Raw genomic sequence first — 18744 nt, 5'->3', positions numbered from 1 at the left:
CTTATTCACCGATCCCTTTATCAAAAAATTCCATTTTATTTTTTTCCCAATCCATAACTTTTACCCTGATGCCTTTTCTAATGATCCATTGTGTTGGCTCTGGATCATCAAATAATGATAGCTGACCACTGTGAATTTTTTCTTTCTTTTCAGAAAGTGGAATAATATATTTCAGACCATCCATTTGAAAGATGTTATAGCTGATAATGACTGCTATCTTCTCAAGAGATTTTTCATCAGGATAAACTTGCCACTTAAATACATAATTTTCGATATATGTATACAGTAAATTTTCACGAGCAAGTAGCAATGAATCACCATTCCACTCAAAGCCATAAATCGTTTTATATGCCAATTCAACAGCATTTTGCCAAGCTAAAAATCCAGCTATCTTTTCATTTACCATCTTCAGTTTTCGATCTAAGATACCTACTCGTTTAGATACTTCAATAAATTTTCCTGTTTTCATATCATATCTAGTAGTGATATAAGGCGCTTCACCACAAGCTATTTCTAACCACTTTATTTTTATATGACTATCTAGATCATCTCGCTGAGCAGTACTTACTTCATCGATCTGTTGTTTGATCACCCAAGTAGGTGTAAAAACTTCAGCCTTTTGCTTTGTCCTAGCTTTTTGAATATCTTTTGATTTAAATGCTCTTGATTTAATAACGTCTTTCATTTTTCCCGTTATTAGACTCGATTTTATCTGAGAAGTTTGAGAATATGCTTTACCTTTACTTCGATAATTACTATTTGCCCAAATAATATTTTGATGATATCTAGTAGTTGATCTAGTTCTATCTAGTAATAAAATATCTAAGATCTTCGGGAATTTTTCTCGTATACTATTTCTCTCATAAAAATCATCCACTTAAGTTCCTCCATCACTTTTAGATCATCAACTAATTCTTATTACAGGCGTCATTTTCAACTTTTGACGCCTAATAATTCACTCCACATTATACATAATAAAGCTAGTCAAAATCAATTTTATCTAGGATATTTTCGCGGGTAGTTTGATCAATCCCTAGATAGTGTAAGGTTGATTGTTGACTACTATGATTTAATAATTGCATGACCAAGCCAATATCAAAATTAGTTTGGTGGTAAACAAAGTAAGCACCAGTTTTACGCATTGTATGTGTACCTAGATAATCGATCCCTAAAAGATCTCCAGTTTTAGCCATGATCTTATAGTATTGTTTACGTGTCAAATGCTTAGTTGGATCAGTAAAAGATGGGAAAAGCCAGATTGATTCGATCTGTTGAGCTTTTAGCCAAAGGCGATAGTTTTTAAGATCTTGTTTTACCGGCTTTAAATAAATGGTATTTGGCTTATTAGTTTTCTGGTCATAGATGTGAGTTCTCATCTTTACTTGTCCATTTTTGTTATAGACATCTGAATATTTTAGTGATAAAACATCACTTACTCGTAATAATTTAGCCTTGCCTACTTGAAAAATAGTATAGTTACGACGCCCTGCTCGAAAATGTTCAAGTAGGGTTTTTTTTACTTGAGAAAGTACAACTTTATTTTTGATCGGTTGTACAGTATAGAATTTGTGTTCCATAGATCAAGTCTCCTTTAATTCATAGGATTTAGATAGTTATCATATCACTTTTAGAAACATAAGTTGAAAATGACGCCTTTTTTAAAAAAAGCCGTAGCTAGATCAGCTACGGCAATAGAGATATTTCAATTTTTCTTTTACTTTCCAACTATTTCACACATAGTTTATCGTAAAGTGCTACCACTTCATTTTGAGTCATCCCCGTTAATTTAGGCATTAAATCAATGATCTGTTCTTTAGTATAGCCCTCGTTTAACATATTTTTAACGATCTTTTCACGTTCTTCTTCAAGAGCCTTTTTCTTGGCGTATTCTTCACGTGCGACTATCTCTTGCTCAAGTTCCATGTAACCTAACCTCTTTTCACTATCTCGCTTTAATTCTGCGATATACTCATCGAGTTTTTGCGTAAAACTATCCGTTGCAACCGAAGTATCAACATATCGTAAAAAAGCCGCTAAGCCTTGCGATATTCCCGAAAGATCTGGCGCTTTAGCATTTAAAATAATATTATGCTCACCTGTATCTATCAATTTACCATTTTCACTTAAAATGACCCTAGTCGTATAAACAGGTAATTTTGCACCACCATAATCAAAATTACATACAAAGATCACATACGTATCAACTTTATCACTATATGACTGCCCCGCAAGTAGAGCATGTCGGACTAAATTACTCTGATAATATGCGATCCGTTTACCTAGATCATGTTTATCGATCACTTGCATCTCGATATCATACATTTTTCCTTGTTCATCTTCTGCATAGACATCAAAGCGTACTCCGTGAAAAGCCGTACTTTCCTTTTGCGTATACTCACCTTTGACATCATGGACACTTATGATCTGCAATTTAGGCAAGATCAGTTGTAACAACTGCAAACAAACATCTTGGTGTTCTGAAACGATCCAAGAAAATACTACGCTATCTTTAAGACTAGCCCGTTCCCATTTTCTTACCAATTCTTTTTTTGTGCTCAAAGCCACCCATCCCCTTTGAGCTTATTTTGGACCTGCATCACAAAATACTCAAATCAAATGCTCAGTTTCTAGGCACAAATTTAAATTTGGTCCACGGTTTGACAAAATCTAACAGTATCAACTCTTCTGGGGGGATCTTGCCAACTAAATTCTTGCGTGGATCACTGTGCGGTTCTAAAACGATCTGGAGCTCATTTTTATACTTTCCAAAGTCATCATGCCGATCACTACATCGCCTCTTTGAAATTCCTTGGTATTATCATGAGCTGGGTTAGTCTGCTCAGCGTATTTTACGCGCACCATCGTCGAACGGATCGCACTGGCTGTAATATCGCCTCGCCGGAAATTTTTCGGGTAGGCTACGATCTTTTTTCAAGCTTCGTTGCTTGCGGTACAAACACGATCCCTAGACTCAATTTATAGCGATCAATCGCTGCTAGTGATCTTAGTTCTTCATCTGAAGCATAGGCATTACCAATGATCACCGTATCGATCAACCCAGTCGCAAACAGATGTCGTGCCTGCAGGTCAAGCGGTAGCTGCCGATGCATTTCAAGCGTAGGTAAGCCATCATTGACATCCCACGGTCCACCTTTAGCACTTTGACTTGTTACAAAAGCCGCCGTTTTGATGCCATGGCGCTTAAAACGTTGACTGCAACTGATAAAGAAATCATACGGCAAGGCTGAACCTTCTTGCGGATAGAAGTTATGACACCCATAAATAAAGGGTGCATTAGCTTCATATGACAAGATATTTTCCAAATACACTACATTGTTGCTCATATTCAACTCGATCGCTAGACCTTCGGGATTATAACTCAACATGACTTCTTTACTGCCATCAAAGCCTTCATCTAATCTGATCCCATCAGCCCCTAATTTGGTCAACTCATTGAGATAACGACTGACATTAGCCCGATCGATCTGTAATTTATCTGCCAATTCTTTTGCAGTAAATTTATTATGGTTTTTAGTTAATATCTCTAATATTTCTTCTTTTCTCGATCTCAAAAATACACCTCCCATTGGTCTAGATCAATTATATTGTAACCATTTTCTTTTTAGATTACTAGCAAATAGCCTTACCCAAAAAGTCATAAGCATCTCGGCTACTACTTTAAAATTATTTAAGTAATATATTTTTTATTTTATTACATTGTACTAATTTATCTAAATATCTTGTTCTTTAGGGGCCGATCTAGGTGAGTGTAATGATACGCTTTTGGTATAATATCCGTACTAAAAAATAGCGAACAACTGTCGAAAAGAGCTTTTTGGTCTGTTCTACTCATATTTGCAATGGTTGAAATTCTATGCATACTATGCGTAAAAAAACACTCCCCACATTTCTGCAGGAAGTGTTGTATGGGTCATCCCTATCAGTTGACGGACACCCTCTTATTATTTACGAGAGGCTAAACTTGGACACATGCTATTCAAACATTCGCTTAGCAGCCCGCATCAAGACCCGGGGATCTTTGTCATAGCGTGGTGTCTTGACCAATTTGCTCATCGGCACACCGGCAAAGTGGAAAGCAGCGATCTCACCAGAACGAACAGCACTTTGTTCGGTAAAGACCATCTGATATGGTTGTTCCACAAATTCACCGGTAAAGGCTAAGTTCGTCGAATGTTCTGGGATGACTTCTGGGCGATCGCTCTTAGCCCGGTTATTGAACAAAGCAGAAGCATATGGCATATAAACTGGGATACAATTGATCACGCTATCCATGATCGCTGCTTCTTTTTCTTTGATATTGACCGGTCCGGGATCGACTTTAGAAAGTTGCCCGATCAATTCTTGTAACATCTCTTTACCAGTCATCTTGATATATTGTTTATCGACAAATTCACCCCGCCGTCTTGGGTAAAGGAAATAACCCCATAAGACGGTCTCATTTGGTTTTTGCGTCGTAAAGTGCGGTTGGTGGTGAACAACGATTGACATATTGACATCTTCATGGCCTAGTGGTGTGATCGGCTCTGTTGATAGAAATGAATTGAGCGCATTCCCTGGTAATTGGGTCGTTATCCGTGTGATCTCATTTAACAACAGATGATCTTTGGTCGTCAAAGTAAAGCTGACCCATTCTGAAGCGTTCCGATCAGCAAAGAATTTATCTGGATTACCCAAATTATAGAAATGTTGGGTCGCTTGCTTCCACAGTGAGGAAGCAGCCCCATAGTCCATATTTTCCGGTGCAGGTGTATTAAAGTCACCCAGGCTAGCCGAGTCTGTGATCGAACCATTCGTAAAGAAGACAGCAGTATCAGAAGCGATCGCAACATGCTTCTTTTCGTTTGTCGCAGTATCTAAGATCTCTAAACCAGTAACGGTGATCTCATCTTGCATCGACGTCTCTTTGAAATCAAAAGCTTCGACCCGACTATTCATCACAAACTTGCATCCTTGACCTTCGAGGTATTTGATCAAAGGTAACATGATACTTTCAAATTGATTGTAGCGTGTCCGATTGACCCCAACTAAATGTTCGATCTGAGTAAATTCATAGATCATTTGGTGCATATAGCGCCGTAATTCTTGCGCTGATGATTCAACGCGAAAGGCAAATGTCGTCTCCCACATGTACCAGAAATTAGTTTGGAACATATGTGAATCATCTTTAAAGTATTCAGCTATCGAAACATTGTCCAATTCTTCTTCCTTATCATCAGGTAACATGATCAAGCGGGTCAATAACATGCGGTCTAAATTATTCAGTCCTAGTTTGTGACCATCAATGATCCCTTTACCACCTTGCATCAGCCGTGCTTTATCAAATGTCCGGTGTTTGCTATCAAAATCACGCGTATCTTCAGCCGCTGTCATACCTGGCTCAGTTACTGAAGGGATCCGATCTAATAGATCCATCAGATCAACATAAGTCCGATAATTCAACATCCGTCCACCACGTGCAACGTAGCCCTTGGTGTTTTCCATTGGATGGTTCTTGTTCCAATACTGTTCAGCTGCAACTGAAGCGGCAGCACCATCATTTGCTCCATGTAGATCAAGGGCATAAAAAGTGATGTCTTCGCCACGCCAATGACCTTCTTGGATCAAATAAACGGCGGCAGCCATATTAGCGATACCAGCACCGATCATTACTGCTTTATTCTTTAACATAACATATCACCCCATCTATCAAAATTCACCTCCATTATAGTTCTCTTACAGTAAAAATACAGATAAAAACACTCAAAAAAGCGACAAAATCCTCATTTCGTCGCAAATAACCACTTAGTTCAAAAAAAATTAATTTTTACCAAATTCCACCAAAATATCACCTAAAAGCTGAGTTCCATCCCCAAAATCCTGGAGTCGAATATGCTCATTGGGGCTGTGCACCTGGCTTCCGGCATAAGAGACCCCTAAGATCACGATCGGTAGGTCCAATTCATTACTAAAGACCTCAGCAGGACCACCACCGGCTGAATTAGGTAGATATTTAGTTTGTTTACCGTAGTAGTCTTTGGCCTTAGCAAGGACTAATTGGATAAAGGGATCACTCATCGGTGAACGATGCCCATTTTCACCTAGACGATACCTGACTTTTAGATCTTCAAAGCCATTTTTATCTAAATGTTCTTGGATCAACTGTGCGATCTTTTTTGGATCTTGTGAAGGCGTTAACCGACAATCCAATTTCGCCGAAGCCATATGCGGGATCACCGTTTTGACGCCTTTACCTTGATAACCAGCAGTCAAACCATTGATCGTCATCGTTGGTTCATTGACTAACGCTAATTTATGCTCGGCTTTGAGGGTCCGTCTCAAACCAGCCCGACTGATCGCCACATCTAAGTCAAAATCATAGGCAAAAACGGCTTCTTCTTCCGCCTTGCTCAACGGTTGGACATCATCATAAAAACCTTCGACTAAAACTTTGCCGGTATCATCACGTAAAGTAGCTAAGCCACGAACTAAACGCCAAGCAGCATTTTCTGCATATGAAGCTAACGATGAATGCAAGTCGATATCAGCTGTCGTCGTTTCGACATCAAAGACCGTGATCCCCCGCATACCACCGACGATCTGATAATTGTCGACGTAGTTTTTGCCACCACCTTCCCAGATACAAGCATCTGCGGCTAATTTTTCTCTATTTTCCTGAACGATCTGCGCGACATGCGGACTGCCGATCTCTTCTTCACCTTCGACAAAAAATTTAACATTAACAGGTAGCCCACCATTTTCTTTAAAATACTTCACTAAAACTAAGCGTGAAATGAGTTCCCCTTTATTATCTGAAGCACCTCTGGCATATAATTTACCCTCCCTGATCGTCGGTTCAAATGGATCACTTTCCCATTTTTCCAAAGGCTCTGGTGGCTGAACATCGTAATGTTGATAAAACAAGACCGTCTTCGTTGGATCATTGCCCTTAAACTCTGCAAATACTGCTGGAGCAGACTCAAAGCTTCCTAACTTTTCTACCCTAGTTGCCCCAAGCTCGTTGAAAAGCTCGACTAATAATTCTGCTGTCTCAGGAAGCGCCTCTTTTTGTGCCGAGATCGAAGGCAGGCGCAACAGATCATAATAATCAGTAAGATGTTTTAATGCAAATTCACGTAGATTTTCTGTCATGATGATCACTTCCTCAAAATATATCTTCATTTTTTTCTAAAGTATATTTAATATATTTAAGGTTGTCAATCAAAAAAGATACTGTAAAACAGCACTTTCAACTAACTTTGCCTCACAAAGCGTTAATCGGGGAAGTAATAATTAATTTTATAATATATTTATTATACTAAAGACTACTTTCCGTTAGTTGTAACCATTGACATCACAACAATTGCGCCGTATAGTTGAGTAAATGATACTTATTATAGAAAGGTGATGTTTATGCAGATCTCGAGTCGCTTTACGATTGCAATGCACATCTTGACCTATATTGCTACCGCTGATCAAAAAGAAAGAGTAACTAGTGAGGTTTTAGCCAAAAGTATTCAAGTCAATCCTGTGATCATTCGCAATATTTTATCGCAGCTCAAAAAAGCCGAGCTTGTCATGGTCAAACGCGGACAAGGTGGAGCAACGATCACCAAACCATACGAGCAACTCAGTTTATTTGATGTGTATCAAGCAGTCGATAGCGTTAAAAATGGGACTTTATTTAGCTTCCATGATTCACCCAATCCTGCTTGTCCTGTAGGTAAAAATATCCATAATATCTTAGATGACAAATTGCTTCGTGTCCAACAAGCAATGGAAAATGAATTAAAAGCGATCACCTTAGCTCAAGTTTTGAATGATGCAAAAAAATATCTTCCTGATATCTAACTATTGCTGATCATAGTAACTTTTTAGTAGGTGTTCATATGGAAAAAGCAGTAACAATGAATTTTATCCCTCCAAAGCTGGACAAGTTTTTTGGATCGAGCCTGGCCAAGAAACTACCTACATTGCCGATAAAAACACACCTTGGTCTTATATTTGGATCGGGTTTGCAGAAGTTTCGCTGATCAGCTGATGCAACAACTTCCTATTTATCTAAATTGAACACAAGAAAGCGCCCCGCCGAAAAATCGAGCGAGGCGCTTAATTTAACTATTCATATTTTTTGCCAGTAATTTCCTCCATATTGTTCTTTCGTGATAAATTTTATCTTCACAAATTTCTTGCTGGCTAACCCTAGTTTACATACATTTATACATTTTCTGCCTTTCAAAGCAGTCAAATGCGTTTCATACTGTCCCATTTGAATTGATAAAAATTTTCTCCATACAAAAAGCCAGTAAACACTTTATTCAAGCACTAACTGACCCTTTAAAATCATTATTCTGATGTTTCAAGAACTGCTTTAGTCAACAAAGCTGAAAAATTAAGTCCTAACTTCTTGCCTCTCTCATCTACCCAAGCTGGAATAGATAACGTTTTTTTAACAAGCTTATCCTTTTCAAAATATTTAGCAACATCTACTGCTACTAATGTTACAAAGCTATTTTTATCATGCTCAATAGCATTTACAGGTGATGGATCATTAAATTTCTTACCGTTTTGAATAAATTCAGCTAACATGATACCTAGTGCTTCACTGGCCATCTCTAATCCAAAAGGTATGTCATCTTCATTTATCCCAGTATATACACCGTCCAAATCAGGGAACTCAATAAAGTATCCCCCTTCTTCTTCTTGCTTAAAAATAGCAGGATATGCCATGACTAAACTTTTAGACAATTCAATCACTCCTTGAAAACAAAATAAGGCACAGGACAAAACCTGCACCTCTGCTAAACCTTAACGCTTAAGTTCAGCGTCTTTCAAGATACGTTGCTCAAGTCCCTTGCGCAGGTCTTTATTATCATGAACTGGAACAATAATTTGTTTACTATCTTTTTCCATCACATGGTGAGAACCAGTAACTCGTATTTCTTTCCAGCCATTCTTTTTAAGAAGTTTGAGCATATCTTTACCTGTAAGTGGCATGTATACCTACCCCCTTACATCTAATATAATATACGTATCAATACGTAAAGTCAATGTTACTGTCTAAAACTTATAATTTCGAGTTAAGCTTGCTTACGCTGGTTGTTCATAGCTGATGTCTTGAATGAAAGCACCGTTGCCAAGGAAAATATCGATATTTGCTGGTTGTTAACTGATCGACCGTTCTTTAACGTCTGCGATCGCAAAAAGACAAAATAAAAAGTACTCAACTTGCGCTGAATGCTAACATAACTACTTAACTTTGATAATATGTGGCTCGATAGCCTTTCTGACATTTTCTCGCTCTTCGGGAGTAAGCTTGGGCCAATATAGTTCCTCTGGGTCATCAAAATGGAAACAGGCATCTTCTCCATATTCATCTGCCATTCGAGAGACAAAAGCTTTTAGCTCAAGCTGTTCATCCCCTGTCAAGTTATGCCAATTCGTCAAAGCATTATTCCCATAAGAAAATTCTACGTCACCTGCGAATATTTTGTATCTTTTAGCCATTCAAGCATACCTCGATTCATAATATTTTTAGTCGAACCTGCTAATAAATCACATGTTCTGAAGCGGGAGCTAATGGTTCCCCATCCTCATCAAGTAAAATTTTATTTTCTTTAATTGCTGTTTCTAACTCAGCAATTGCGGCTTCCACCTCTTCAGGATACTGTTCAATGTGAAGAGGATCCCAAAAGCAAACACCTTCTAAAGAATGGTCGAATTTCTTTTCATATTTTGGTTTTAGAACATTGGTAAAATATGCCATTCTTTTCAACACCACACTTACATCCCTTATTTCCATAACTTTTCACCCTTTCAAGATCAAACCGATAATCAAGTTTAAATACTCCGAATCATCAGTTATCTTTTTATAAACGTAATCTCCATTTGCTTTTCTCTTGTATGGTACTCCCCCACCTGGCTCAAATATACTTTCCAATCCCATGGTAAGCACTTCAGTTGCATTACTATAATATTTACCAATGTATGGGCTAATAAAATCATCTTTTTTACAACTTCATTATTCCCATTCAATATGTTTTTCTTTCAAAAATCCTTATTATATCAAGCTTTCTTTACTCTCTTACTCGGTTTGGCAAACATCTGGCAAACAGGTTACTTATTAATTTTAAATGCCTGATTACCGTTAAAACTTGCATGTTTTTTATCTGAAAATTTAACGTTTATATTACCAGTCATTAGTTTAGTTAAACCATCATCATTTCTATTCCATAAGTGGCTGTAGTGTTTTAACGTAATATCTGGTCCCGAATGTCCTAACCGTCTAGATACAGTCAACACATCCGCATTGAACTCATTGATTAAGTATGAAACATGGCTATGTCTTAAACCTTTGGCTTCAATTTCCGGTATCTCAGCTAGTCTAGCGTATCTTTTAACAATTTTATTAACTGTCGATCGACTAGTTGGCGTGTCATCATAGGAAACAACAAAATTCTTAACACCATGCTCCCTTTGAATTTTCTTCCAGTTTCTTAGAAAGTTGAGCGTATCAGAATCTAACGAAATAACTCGTTTTCCGCTAGCTGTTTTAGTATAAGGCTTAATAGTGTAGTCCTGCTTGTTTCTATATTCCAAGGTATGATGTAATTCTTACCTAGCATTTTTCAAATCAATATCAGACTACTTCAAGGCTAGTGCCTCCCCTACCCGAACACCTGTCATAAAATAAAACCAAATCATCATAAAACAGAAGTATTCATGATAATCATCAATGCAGAACTGCGAAATTACTTTTTCAAATTGTTTCTTATTCCAGTAAGCAACTACCGCCTTACCTTTAGGAATTGATTTTGTTTTCATTGAAACATTTATGTCTAAAATTCCCACCGATACAGCGTATTCTAACGATTGACGAAATGAGATGTAAACCATACTACAATAGCTTGGTCATACACAAACCAGTCATCTTTATCAATAGGTTCTGGCTTAATTAAGGCTTGCACACCTGTACTACTATTAGATACACGCTTAGTATAATCAATTACTATATCTTTCCACGGAACTGAATCAAATCTATTAGTTCCTCGTTTCTTTAAATAATTTTTCTTGATAGAACCCTTAACTTGGGCTAACGCCTAGTCAACAACCGACAATTTAAAACTATTATTTTATTGAGAATCAAGCCTATTGTATGGTACTATCGCATTTATTCGCAAATTTCCAAGCCAATCTTTAGACGTCATAAACTCATTTAAAGACCTCAAACTAGGAAGCCACTTAGACAATTCAGAAAATCTAAGGAATTTATCCCTAGACATTACTTTCTTTAATCATAGCTAGACATAATTTATAAAATAATCACAATAAAACCGCAAGAAATTAATGCTTTCTAACATAATTTCTTGCGGTTTATTACTTTTGAAACGTTTTTCCAGATTCTTTACTACTTCATTCTATTATTTCTAGCTTAGGTAGACTATTGACTAAATCAACAGTTTGAACAGAAACATTAATAATCCTTAACAGAAGATTGAAAATATACTTAGGGTCCTCGCTAAAGTCATTTGGATTATCTGTGATACCTGACTTCTTATCTGTTTTGATTTGGTATTGGTCCATAATCCATTCAATGGCTGACCGTCCATTAACTACATACTCGTACGCTTTTTCCGGAATATTCCTAATCGTAATATCTGTATTAAAGATAACTGTAGAACGGTCATTTTCTAGCTTGCCAGTTTCAGAATTTCTAATCTTAGCAAACTTCATCTTCTTGACTTCATAACTTGGATTACTCTTGCTTTCAATGGAAACACCCTTAAATACAGGAACTTCTTCATAGTTAAGATGTAAGTCCATTAATTCTTTACCAACTTTTACATACTTACATTTATTCTTTAACCGTGGTATCCTAGCAACTTCCTTTGTAAGATTATTTAGATACTTTTCTTTATATTCACTAGAATTTAAAACTGCATATAGATAGGGAATAACTTCATCACTATTTAGCCCTAATTTTTCTATAACAGCATTGTTTATGTTATTTATTTGAAATAGACTGCTGTCCGAATGTTTATTAACATAGAAAGCTTGTCCCGATGACATTGCACCTTTATCAATCATCATCGTTGTATAAATAGTCGAAAAGTAATTACTTCCCATACCTGTAGTATATAGTACCTCATTTGGCCCAGCAAAAATCTTATCAAAGTTTCTAGTACGTTGAATCATTTGTTTATCATACCAAATCCACTTTTTCGTAAATGGTCTGTATAGATATTCCACAATATCACCTGAATTTAGCGTTATAACTTGCTTTTTGTGTGCTTTTTTTAATAAATTATCATCCCATTTTATGAAACTTGGATCGTTATTTACAATATTTTTCACATTTTCATTACTTTTTAAAAGATCTAGCCGTTTTAGCTCTGAGTTATAATTTTTTACCATACGTTTAGTATTCTGCTCTACACTATCCTTTGAAAAGCCTACAATCCAAGCATCTCTACCTGTTGTAATTCCAGTGGTTTTATCTATGAAGATTGAGTTACCAGTTTTTGAGTATAAAGAACTATATTTAGAATAATTAGGATCTCGTTGATTAATCCAGTCATTATTATCGTCAGGGGTAACTTTAGCCCAATTAATTCCTTCAACTGAACCAAATTCGCTAATTATCTTCAACTTATCCTTTTGACTTAAATAATCTCCAATATCATGATAATGAATTTCATGACTATCTGAACCGTCTTTAACTAAGATACTGATTGCAATTGGGGCACGGCTTCCTGACCCGAAAATCTTACCGCCTTCCTTACGTGATTGCTCACCTGAAGTACGTTGATTCCCCCGCAAATTAAAAATATAAAGGTGGTTAAATTCTTTGTAAAATATTTCTCGCAACCCATCTGCACTACTTGAGTCAATATATCCACCATTTGTAACAAATCCAATAATACCTTTTTGACTAATCCTATCAGAAGCCCATCGAAAAGCCTTTATATAACTATCATACAACGAATTCTTATTAACTGCGTTAGTTCTGTCTACATATGTTTCCTTGAGACGTTTTTCTAACTTTAAATAGTGTTTATTTGCATTCATGTCATTAGCACTGTTTTGCCCGGCTGAATATGGTGGATTACCTATTATAGCTGTTATCGGTTTCTCCTGTTGCTTCTTCAACCTCTCATTATTTTCACCAAGTAACTCATCTGCAAATGAATTTTCACGTTCGGTACTTTCAAATGTATCTGTCAAAACAATTCCTTCAAACGGTTGGTACCCACGTTCAGGACCGTTTACTTCATCAAAAACTGCTTCAATATTAATTGACGCAATGTAGTAACTCAACAATACAATCTCATTAGCATGTAATTCGTGGTTGTATTTATGGAGAATATCTTCAAATGTAATTTCTCCCCTATCCATTTGCTCTTTCAAGTATTGAAGAGTTCTTGTCATAAATGTACCCGTCCCAGTAAATGGGTCTAAAACATGTACATTCTTACTTGCAAGACGCTTGCCAAAGTATTTATTTAAAGCATAGTCAACGGACTTAACAATAAAGTCAACTACTTCAACCGGAGTAAACACAATTCCCAACTGTTCAGTAGTGTCCTTGAACCCAGTTCTAAAGAATTTATCATAAAGTGTAATGATAATCTTTTGTTTGGCTTCGGCATTATCAATCCCTGAGGCACGTAATTTAACAGATTCATAGAATGGTGCTAATTCTTTTTGTTCTTTATCAAAACCGTACTTAGAAAATTCGTTAACGACATCATTCATAGCATGAGATACTGGATTGTCCTTAACAAAACTGTACCCCTCAAATAACGCTTCAAAGATAGGTTGCGTAATCAGGTGTTGAGCCAACATTTCAATCGCCTGCTTCTTATCAACTGATGAATTGATATTGTGCTTTAGACTGGTTAAGAAGGCATCAAAGGCTTGCTTGGATCCGGCTTGACTATCAATCAAATCATTAATTTTAGTAATGTGTCGCTTAGCAATTTCAGCAACATCCTTGGACCAATCTTCAAGATAACGACGGTCCCCAACCTTTTTAACAATTCGTCCGTAAAACGCTTGTTCTAAACCAGACATTTCATCTAAATTCAATTCAAGCTGTACTGGTTGTTTACCTTCGCCATTTTCGATTGCCTTACCATTATCTTCGGTAACAGCTTCCTCAGGAGAGGAATTAGTACCAATGACATTAATTCTGCCACTCTTATTTTTGTTGAGTTCAAGTTTGTTAATTTCAGCTTCAAAACGTTCATCAGTTGACCGTAAAGCATTCAAAACTTGCCAAACTTCTTTGTACTTATCATTATTATCAAGAACACTTGCGGGGTCTGAGTTAGTATCAATCACAACAGGTAAAATAATGTAGCCATATTCCTTACCCTCAAATTTACGCATAATTCGCCCTACCGCTTGGACAATGTCAACCTGTGATTTCTTAGGCGCTAAGAAAATAACTGCGTCCAAGTTAGGTACATCAATACCTTCTGTTAAGAAACGCACATTGGATAATACACGCGCTTCATTATCTTCCATATCACTAGCAAGCCAATCAAGTTGTGTTTTCTTTTGAAGGGCATTTAGCCCACCGTCAACGTGGTGAACATCAACAGAGAAACTATCTTCCGCCTGCGCTCCAAGATAATCATTAATTACATAGTTAAACTCTTCGGCAATTTGTTTCGAGTGTGCAATCGTATCAGTAAAGGCAATCGCCCGCTTCATTGGTGCGCCGGTAATTTCTCCAGTAATACCATTTCTTTTAACCATGGCATTCCATACACCAATAATCTTACCAATGTCATTTGTATTAAGTTCGCTAGTATTAGAAGCCATTACCGACTGCATATTCTTATTAATGTAATTTTCACTAACTGCAAGAACTGACACTTTATAATCTGTCAGATAACCTCGTGAAACAGCATCCCCAAAACCTAAACGGAATATCTCTGTGCCATACTTTGCTTCATCGTCCATGGATGAAATAACCATACTGTTATCATCAGCTTTTTTTTTAGCTTCTGGACCATAGACCTTTGGTGTAGCTGTTTGATAAAGGCGTAATTTACCTTTCACAATGCTATTATCATGAACTTTTGTAAATACACTAGCGTCTCCCATTTGACTTGCTCCAGTAGTCCGGTGTGCTTCATCAGCAACGATTAAATCAAATTCAGGATAACCCTGCTTTTGTGCCTTAGATATAACGTCAATAGATTGGTAAGTTGAAAATACCACCGTCATGTTTTTTTCTGATTGTTTTTGAACATTAGCATAATTTGCCATTAACTCATCTACATTAGTTGTGGCAGGAAAACCAACGTCTTTAGCACTTAAATCATCTTCACCAGTTTTCTTCTTGGTTGCTTTTTTATCAGAAACTACAGAGAAAGATACCATGGAAATATCATCTGACTTGTCGGAGTTCCAATTAAATAACGTTTGTGAAAGTAATTGAATACTTGGCACTAGGTACAAAACGTTAAAGTTATTATTTCCTGTTTCATTCATTAAGGCTTCTGCGATTTTTAAACTTGTAAAAGTCTTACCAGTACCGGGAGCCATAACAAGCTTTCCACGAGTGTTTTCCTTAAAGTATGCTAAAGATTTCTGAATTGCTTCTTTTTGATAATCACGTAACTCTTTAGGCTTACGACCTAGGTTTTTGTCTTGAGAGTCAAAGTCAAATAATTGCCAATCAAAGTTTGCATTTTGAAGTTGTGATAACCCAATGATTGAAATATCCTTTGACAACTCTTCAGTTGCCTTCTTAGCATTTTTATTCCAATCATCAGTTGATGAAATTATCATCCCATCAGCATAGTAATCTTTTCCACTTTCAGCAATAAAGGAATTAATGGTATCTTTACCTACCTTGCCTTTGTAATACTTAGCTTGAACCGCTGTAAGCTTTCCCGTGATACGGTCTTTAGCAACAATATCAACGCCGGTGTCTTGCTTAGAAATGTTATACTCCGCAGGGACTTCATTTAACATCCAAACATCACTATATTTATTCTTAAATGCAGGCTCATTTTTTAAATACGCAACTGCAAGCTTTTCAAAGGCCGTACCTCTATCCCTTTGATTCGTTATGTAGTTATCAATTTGATTAACCAACTCATTAAATGTACTCATATCTTACTCCTAACAATTATTTACTCCATTTATCAGTATCTTCCTTAATTTTGGAAGGTTAGCATACATATTTCATTATATCCCATACCTATATATACTAAAAAGGTCCAATTGAAGTGAACCCCCTAAGTTGGACAAAGGAATCTAACTTAGGGGGTTTTACTATGACTAAATTTTCTTTTGAGGATAAGTTGCGGGCTGTAAATATGTATCTAAGAGGATATGGAAGTAACACAGTAGCTAAAGTTTATAAAGTGAAGAATCACTCAAATATCCTTATGTGGGTCAAACGATATCAAAAATATGGTATTGATGGGTTAAAAGTTCGCTACCCTAAATACGATTACGATGGAAATTTTAAGCTCAACGTTTTAAACTGGAGAAAAAGGCATAAGGCTTCCTATCCGGAAACGGCACTTCAGTTTGATATAAGTAATCCTGGGACGATCGCGACTTGGCAACGTAAATTGGATACTAAAGGTGTTGATGCCTTATTTACTAGAAGAGGACGGGCTAAACACATGACGACCAACAATAATAAACAAGCAGAAAAATCAGAATTATCTGAATTAGAACGTTTACGAGCTGAGAATCGTGCTTTACGGGTTGAAAATGAATACTTAAAAAAACTCGATGCCTTGGTTCAGAAGCGCGGACATCGCAAGAAAAATATCAAATCATCCAAGAACTAAGGCAAAAATTTAAATATACATTGGATGAAATACTACCTTACACTAGTCTTAAACGTAGTACATTTTACTATCAAGCCCAACGAATAAACAGGCGAAAAAATAAAGATGAGGAGCTATTAAAGCTTATAAAGGAGGTCAAATCAAAGCACCCGTGTTTTGGTTATCGTACAGTAACACTGAAATTACGATCTCAAGGCATAAAAGTAAATCATAAGCGTGTTAGTCGCATCATGCGAGAAAATGATCTATCAGCGCATATGTATAATAAACAAAGGCGAAAATATAATTCTGCCCTTGGACCACAAGGTAAGAAAGCTAAGAACTTATTACATCGACGTTTTGATACACATTTACCATTTCAAAAAATGGTGACCGACGTAAGTGAATTTAGGTATGGAAATAAGACACAAGAAGAACGTGTCTATCTTTCACCTATCAAAGATCTATGTACAGATGAAATAGTAAGCTATAGTATCAGTAAGCATCCAACAACAGACTTCGTGGTAAAACCGTTGGATGCATTGATAAAACTTAGACCTAAATTAAACTATCGTATGACTCTCCATAGCGATCAAGGTGTCCAATATCAGAGTGTCCAATGGCGAAAGAAGCTAAAAGAAAATAGGATCTTTCAAAGCATGTCTCGTAGGGCAACGTGCTTAGATAATGCACCCATGGAAAGTTTTTTCCACACAATGAAAGTAGAGCTATATCACAATAAAGAATATACAACACAAGAAGAGTTGGTCAAAGCAATGATCAGCTGGATCAGCTATTACAATAACGAACGGATAAAGGTCAAACTAAAAGGCAAGACACCGGTAGAATACCGACATCTTGCCTTAAGAAATATAGTCTAAATAGAGTGTCCAACTTTATGGGTTCACTTCAAATTGAATTTCTTCATATTGAGTCTTTTTGGCAAACATTTGGCAAACAACCATGTTATTTTACCTTATTTTAAGTAGGACGTCCTTCATCAAAAGTCCGAAATATAGGCTTTTCCCCACCAAGTTATATTATCTCTTTATTCCTGTAGAATAGATGGTGAGATAACCATCTTTGTAATTTTCATGATTAATATCCCATACTGTTCCTTTTTTGATAGCATTCACCGTTTGCGCTGAATGCTAACATAACTACTTAACTTTGATAATATGTGGCTCGATAGCCTTTCTGACATTTTCCCGCTCTTCGGGAGTAAGCTTGGGCCAGTATAGTTCTTCTGGGTCGTCAAAATAAAAACAAGCATCTTCTCGATTTGGATTATCTTCCATTCGTGAAACAAACTCACTTAATTCATTTTGTTCTTCACCTGTAAGATTATGCCAATTAGTTAGTTCCTTTCCAGTGTAAGAAAATTCTACGTCACCGGCGAATATTTTGTATTTTTTAACCATTCAAGCATACCTCGATTCATTATATTTTTAGTCGAATCTGCATCAATCATATCATACCCCGCAATAATCGCCAAAATATCATAACTACATACACATGATCTAGGCATGATAAAAGCGCCCACTCACAAGCAAAGCTTCCAAGCACACGCATCTGGTCATCCATATACAGTTTTATTTTTTAACGACCGTTCTTTAACGTCTGCGATCGCAAAAAGACAAAATAAAAAGCATCCAACTTACGCTGAATGCTAAATTAATTCAATAAATTATCATATTTTTAGGAACTCTCAATTTTTCATCTATCTCTTCCTCTTCTTCAAAGATGTCTTTATTTTCTTTGATTGCTGTCTCTAACTCAGTAATTGCCGCTTCCACCTCTTCAGGATACTGTTCAATGTGAAGAGGATCCCAAAAGCACACACCTTCCAAAGAATGATTGAATCGCTTCTCATATTTTGGTTTTAGAACATTGGTAAAATATGACATTCTTTCCCATACCCTATCTATATCTTCTTTTTTCATAA

The 18744-nt window shown here is 36.6% G+C and carries 17 protein-coding genes and 1 pseudogene; 4 read left to right on the top strand and 14 right to left on the bottom strand.

Annotation, left to right across the window (positions count from 1 at the left end; translation table 11 throughout):
- Window position 1 precedes the first annotated feature (1 nt).
- From CPS94_RS02520 to CPS94_RS02495, 6 genes and pseudogenes are all read right to left on the bottom strand, one after another.
- Window positions 2–877, bottom strand: a complete 876-nt coding sequence (locus CPS94_RS02520) for a restriction endonuclease (protein ID WP_112195342.1) — start codon at window positions 875–877, stop codon at window positions 2–4.
- 103 nt (window positions 878–980) lie between these two features.
- The gene (locus tag CPS94_RS02515; protein ID WP_112195345.1) at window positions 981–1577 is read right to left on the bottom strand and encodes a tyrosine-type recombinase/integrase; all 597 of its coding nucleotides are present in this window, start codon (window positions 1575–1577) and stop codon (window positions 981–983) included.
- A gap of 148 nt (window positions 1578–1725) precedes the next feature.
- A complete protein-coding gene (locus tag CPS94_RS02510) occupies window positions 1726–2565 on the bottom strand; it encodes an Rpn family recombination-promoting nuclease/putative transposase (protein ID WP_112195347.1) in 840 nt (279 codons plus the stop codon).
- A gap of 55 nt (window positions 2566–2620) precedes the next feature.
- Window positions 2621–3503: pseudogene (locus CPS94_RS02505) on the bottom strand (DUF871 domain-containing protein); the annotation flags it as partial.
- A gap of 490 nt (window positions 3504–3993) precedes the next feature.
- Window positions 3994–5688, bottom strand: coding sequence for an oleate hydratase (locus tag CPS94_RS02500; protein ID WP_112195349.1), 1695 nt, complete (start codon window positions 5686–5688; stop codon window positions 3994–3996).
- Window positions 5689–5817: 129 nt separating this feature from the next.
- A complete protein-coding gene (locus CPS94_RS02495) occupies window positions 5818–7149 on the bottom strand; it encodes a M20/M25/M40 family metallo-hydrolase (protein ID WP_112195351.1) in 1332 nt (443 codons plus the stop codon).
- Window positions 7150–7410: 261 nt separating this feature from the next.
- Between CPS94_RS02495 and CPS94_RS02490 the strand changes: the two genes are divergently transcribed.
- Together CPS94_RS02490 and CPS94_RS11785 are read left to right on the top strand one after the other, a co-directional pair.
- Window positions 7411–7848 (top strand): Rrf2 family transcriptional regulator, encoded by a 438-nt coding sequence (locus tag CPS94_RS02490; RefSeq protein WP_112195353.1) that lies wholly within the window; start codon window positions 7411–7413, stop codon window positions 7846–7848.
- A gap of 94 nt (window positions 7849–7942) precedes the next feature.
- A complete protein-coding gene (locus tag CPS94_RS11785) occupies window positions 7943–8038 on the top strand; it encodes a cupin domain-containing protein (RefSeq protein WP_238145397.1) in 96 nt (31 codons plus the stop codon).
- 305 nt (window positions 8039–8343) lie between these two features.
- Here CPS94_RS11785 and CPS94_RS02480 read toward each other — a convergent pair whose 3' ends face one another.
- From CPS94_RS02480 to CPS94_RS02450, 6 genes are all read right to left on the bottom strand, one after another.
- Window positions 8344–8754, bottom strand: a complete 411-nt coding sequence (locus CPS94_RS02480; RefSeq protein ID WP_331250496.1) for a type II toxin-antitoxin system HicB family antitoxin — start codon at window positions 8752–8754, stop codon at window positions 8344–8346.
- Window positions 8755–8805: 51 nt separating this feature from the next.
- Window positions 8806–8994 carry a type II toxin-antitoxin system HicA family toxin gene (locus CPS94_RS02475; RefSeq protein ID WP_076150269.1) on the bottom strand — a complete coding sequence of 63 codons (189 nt, stop codon included), beginning with the start codon at window positions 8992–8994 and terminating at the stop codon, window positions 8806–8808.
- A gap of 252 nt (window positions 8995–9246) precedes the next feature.
- Complete coding sequence (locus tag CPS94_RS02470; RefSeq protein WP_112195356.1) at window positions 9247–9504, bottom strand: hypothetical protein; 258 nt, start codon at window positions 9502–9504, stop codon at window positions 9247–9249.
- Window positions 9505–9544: 40 nt separating this feature from the next.
- Window positions 9545–9799: a hypothetical protein gene (locus tag CPS94_RS02465; RefSeq protein WP_112195358.1), complete on the bottom strand. Its 255-nt coding sequence runs from the start codon at window positions 9797–9799 to the stop codon at window positions 9545–9547.
- A 314-nt stretch (window positions 9800–10113) separates the two neighbouring features.
- Window positions 10114–10596, bottom strand: coding sequence for a tyrosine-type recombinase/integrase (locus CPS94_RS02460; protein WP_112195360.1), 483 nt, complete (start codon window positions 10594–10596; stop codon window positions 10114–10116).
- A gap of 813 nt (window positions 10597–11409) precedes the next feature.
- A complete protein-coding gene (locus CPS94_RS02450) occupies window positions 11410–16128 on the bottom strand; it encodes a type ISP restriction/modification enzyme (RefSeq protein ID WP_112286356.1) in 4719 nt (1572 codons plus the stop codon).
- A gap of 164 nt (window positions 16129–16292) precedes the next feature.
- On the opposite strand from CPS94_RS02450, the gene CPS94_RS02445 reads away from it, so the two are divergent.
- Window positions 16293–16820 (top strand): helix-turn-helix domain-containing protein, encoded by a 528-nt coding sequence (locus tag CPS94_RS02445; RefSeq protein ID WP_004047940.1) that lies wholly within the window; start codon window positions 16293–16295, stop codon window positions 16818–16820.
- Entirely contained in the window at window positions 16745–17680 is a 936-nt protein-coding gene (locus CPS94_RS02440) for an IS3 family transposase (protein ID WP_112193146.1), read from the top strand. The genes CPS94_RS02445 and CPS94_RS02440 overlap by 76 nt, the downstream gene beginning before the upstream one ends.
- Window positions 17681–17959: 279 nt before the next feature.
- Here CPS94_RS02440 and CPS94_RS02435 read toward each other — a convergent pair whose 3' ends face one another.
- Window positions 17960–18220: a hypothetical protein gene (locus CPS94_RS02435; RefSeq protein WP_112195366.1), complete on the bottom strand. Its 261-nt coding sequence runs from the start codon at window positions 18218–18220 to the stop codon at window positions 17960–17962.
- Window positions 18221–18478: 258 nt separating this feature from the next.
- The gene (locus CPS94_RS02430) at window positions 18479–18742 is read right to left on the bottom strand and encodes a hypothetical protein (protein ID WP_112195368.1); all 264 of its coding nucleotides are present in this window, start codon (window positions 18740–18742) and stop codon (window positions 18479–18481) included.
- Between the last annotated feature and the right edge of the window lie 2 nt (window positions 18743–18744).

The sequence above is a fragment of the Ligilactobacillus murinus genome (genome assembly GCF_003288115.1).
Taxonomy (GTDB): Bacteria; Bacillota; Bacilli; order Lactobacillales; family Lactobacillaceae; genus Ligilactobacillus; species Ligilactobacillus murinus.
The sequence above is the reverse complement of the archived record's forward strand: the minus strand, read 5'-3'. Positions and strand labels throughout refer to the sequence as shown.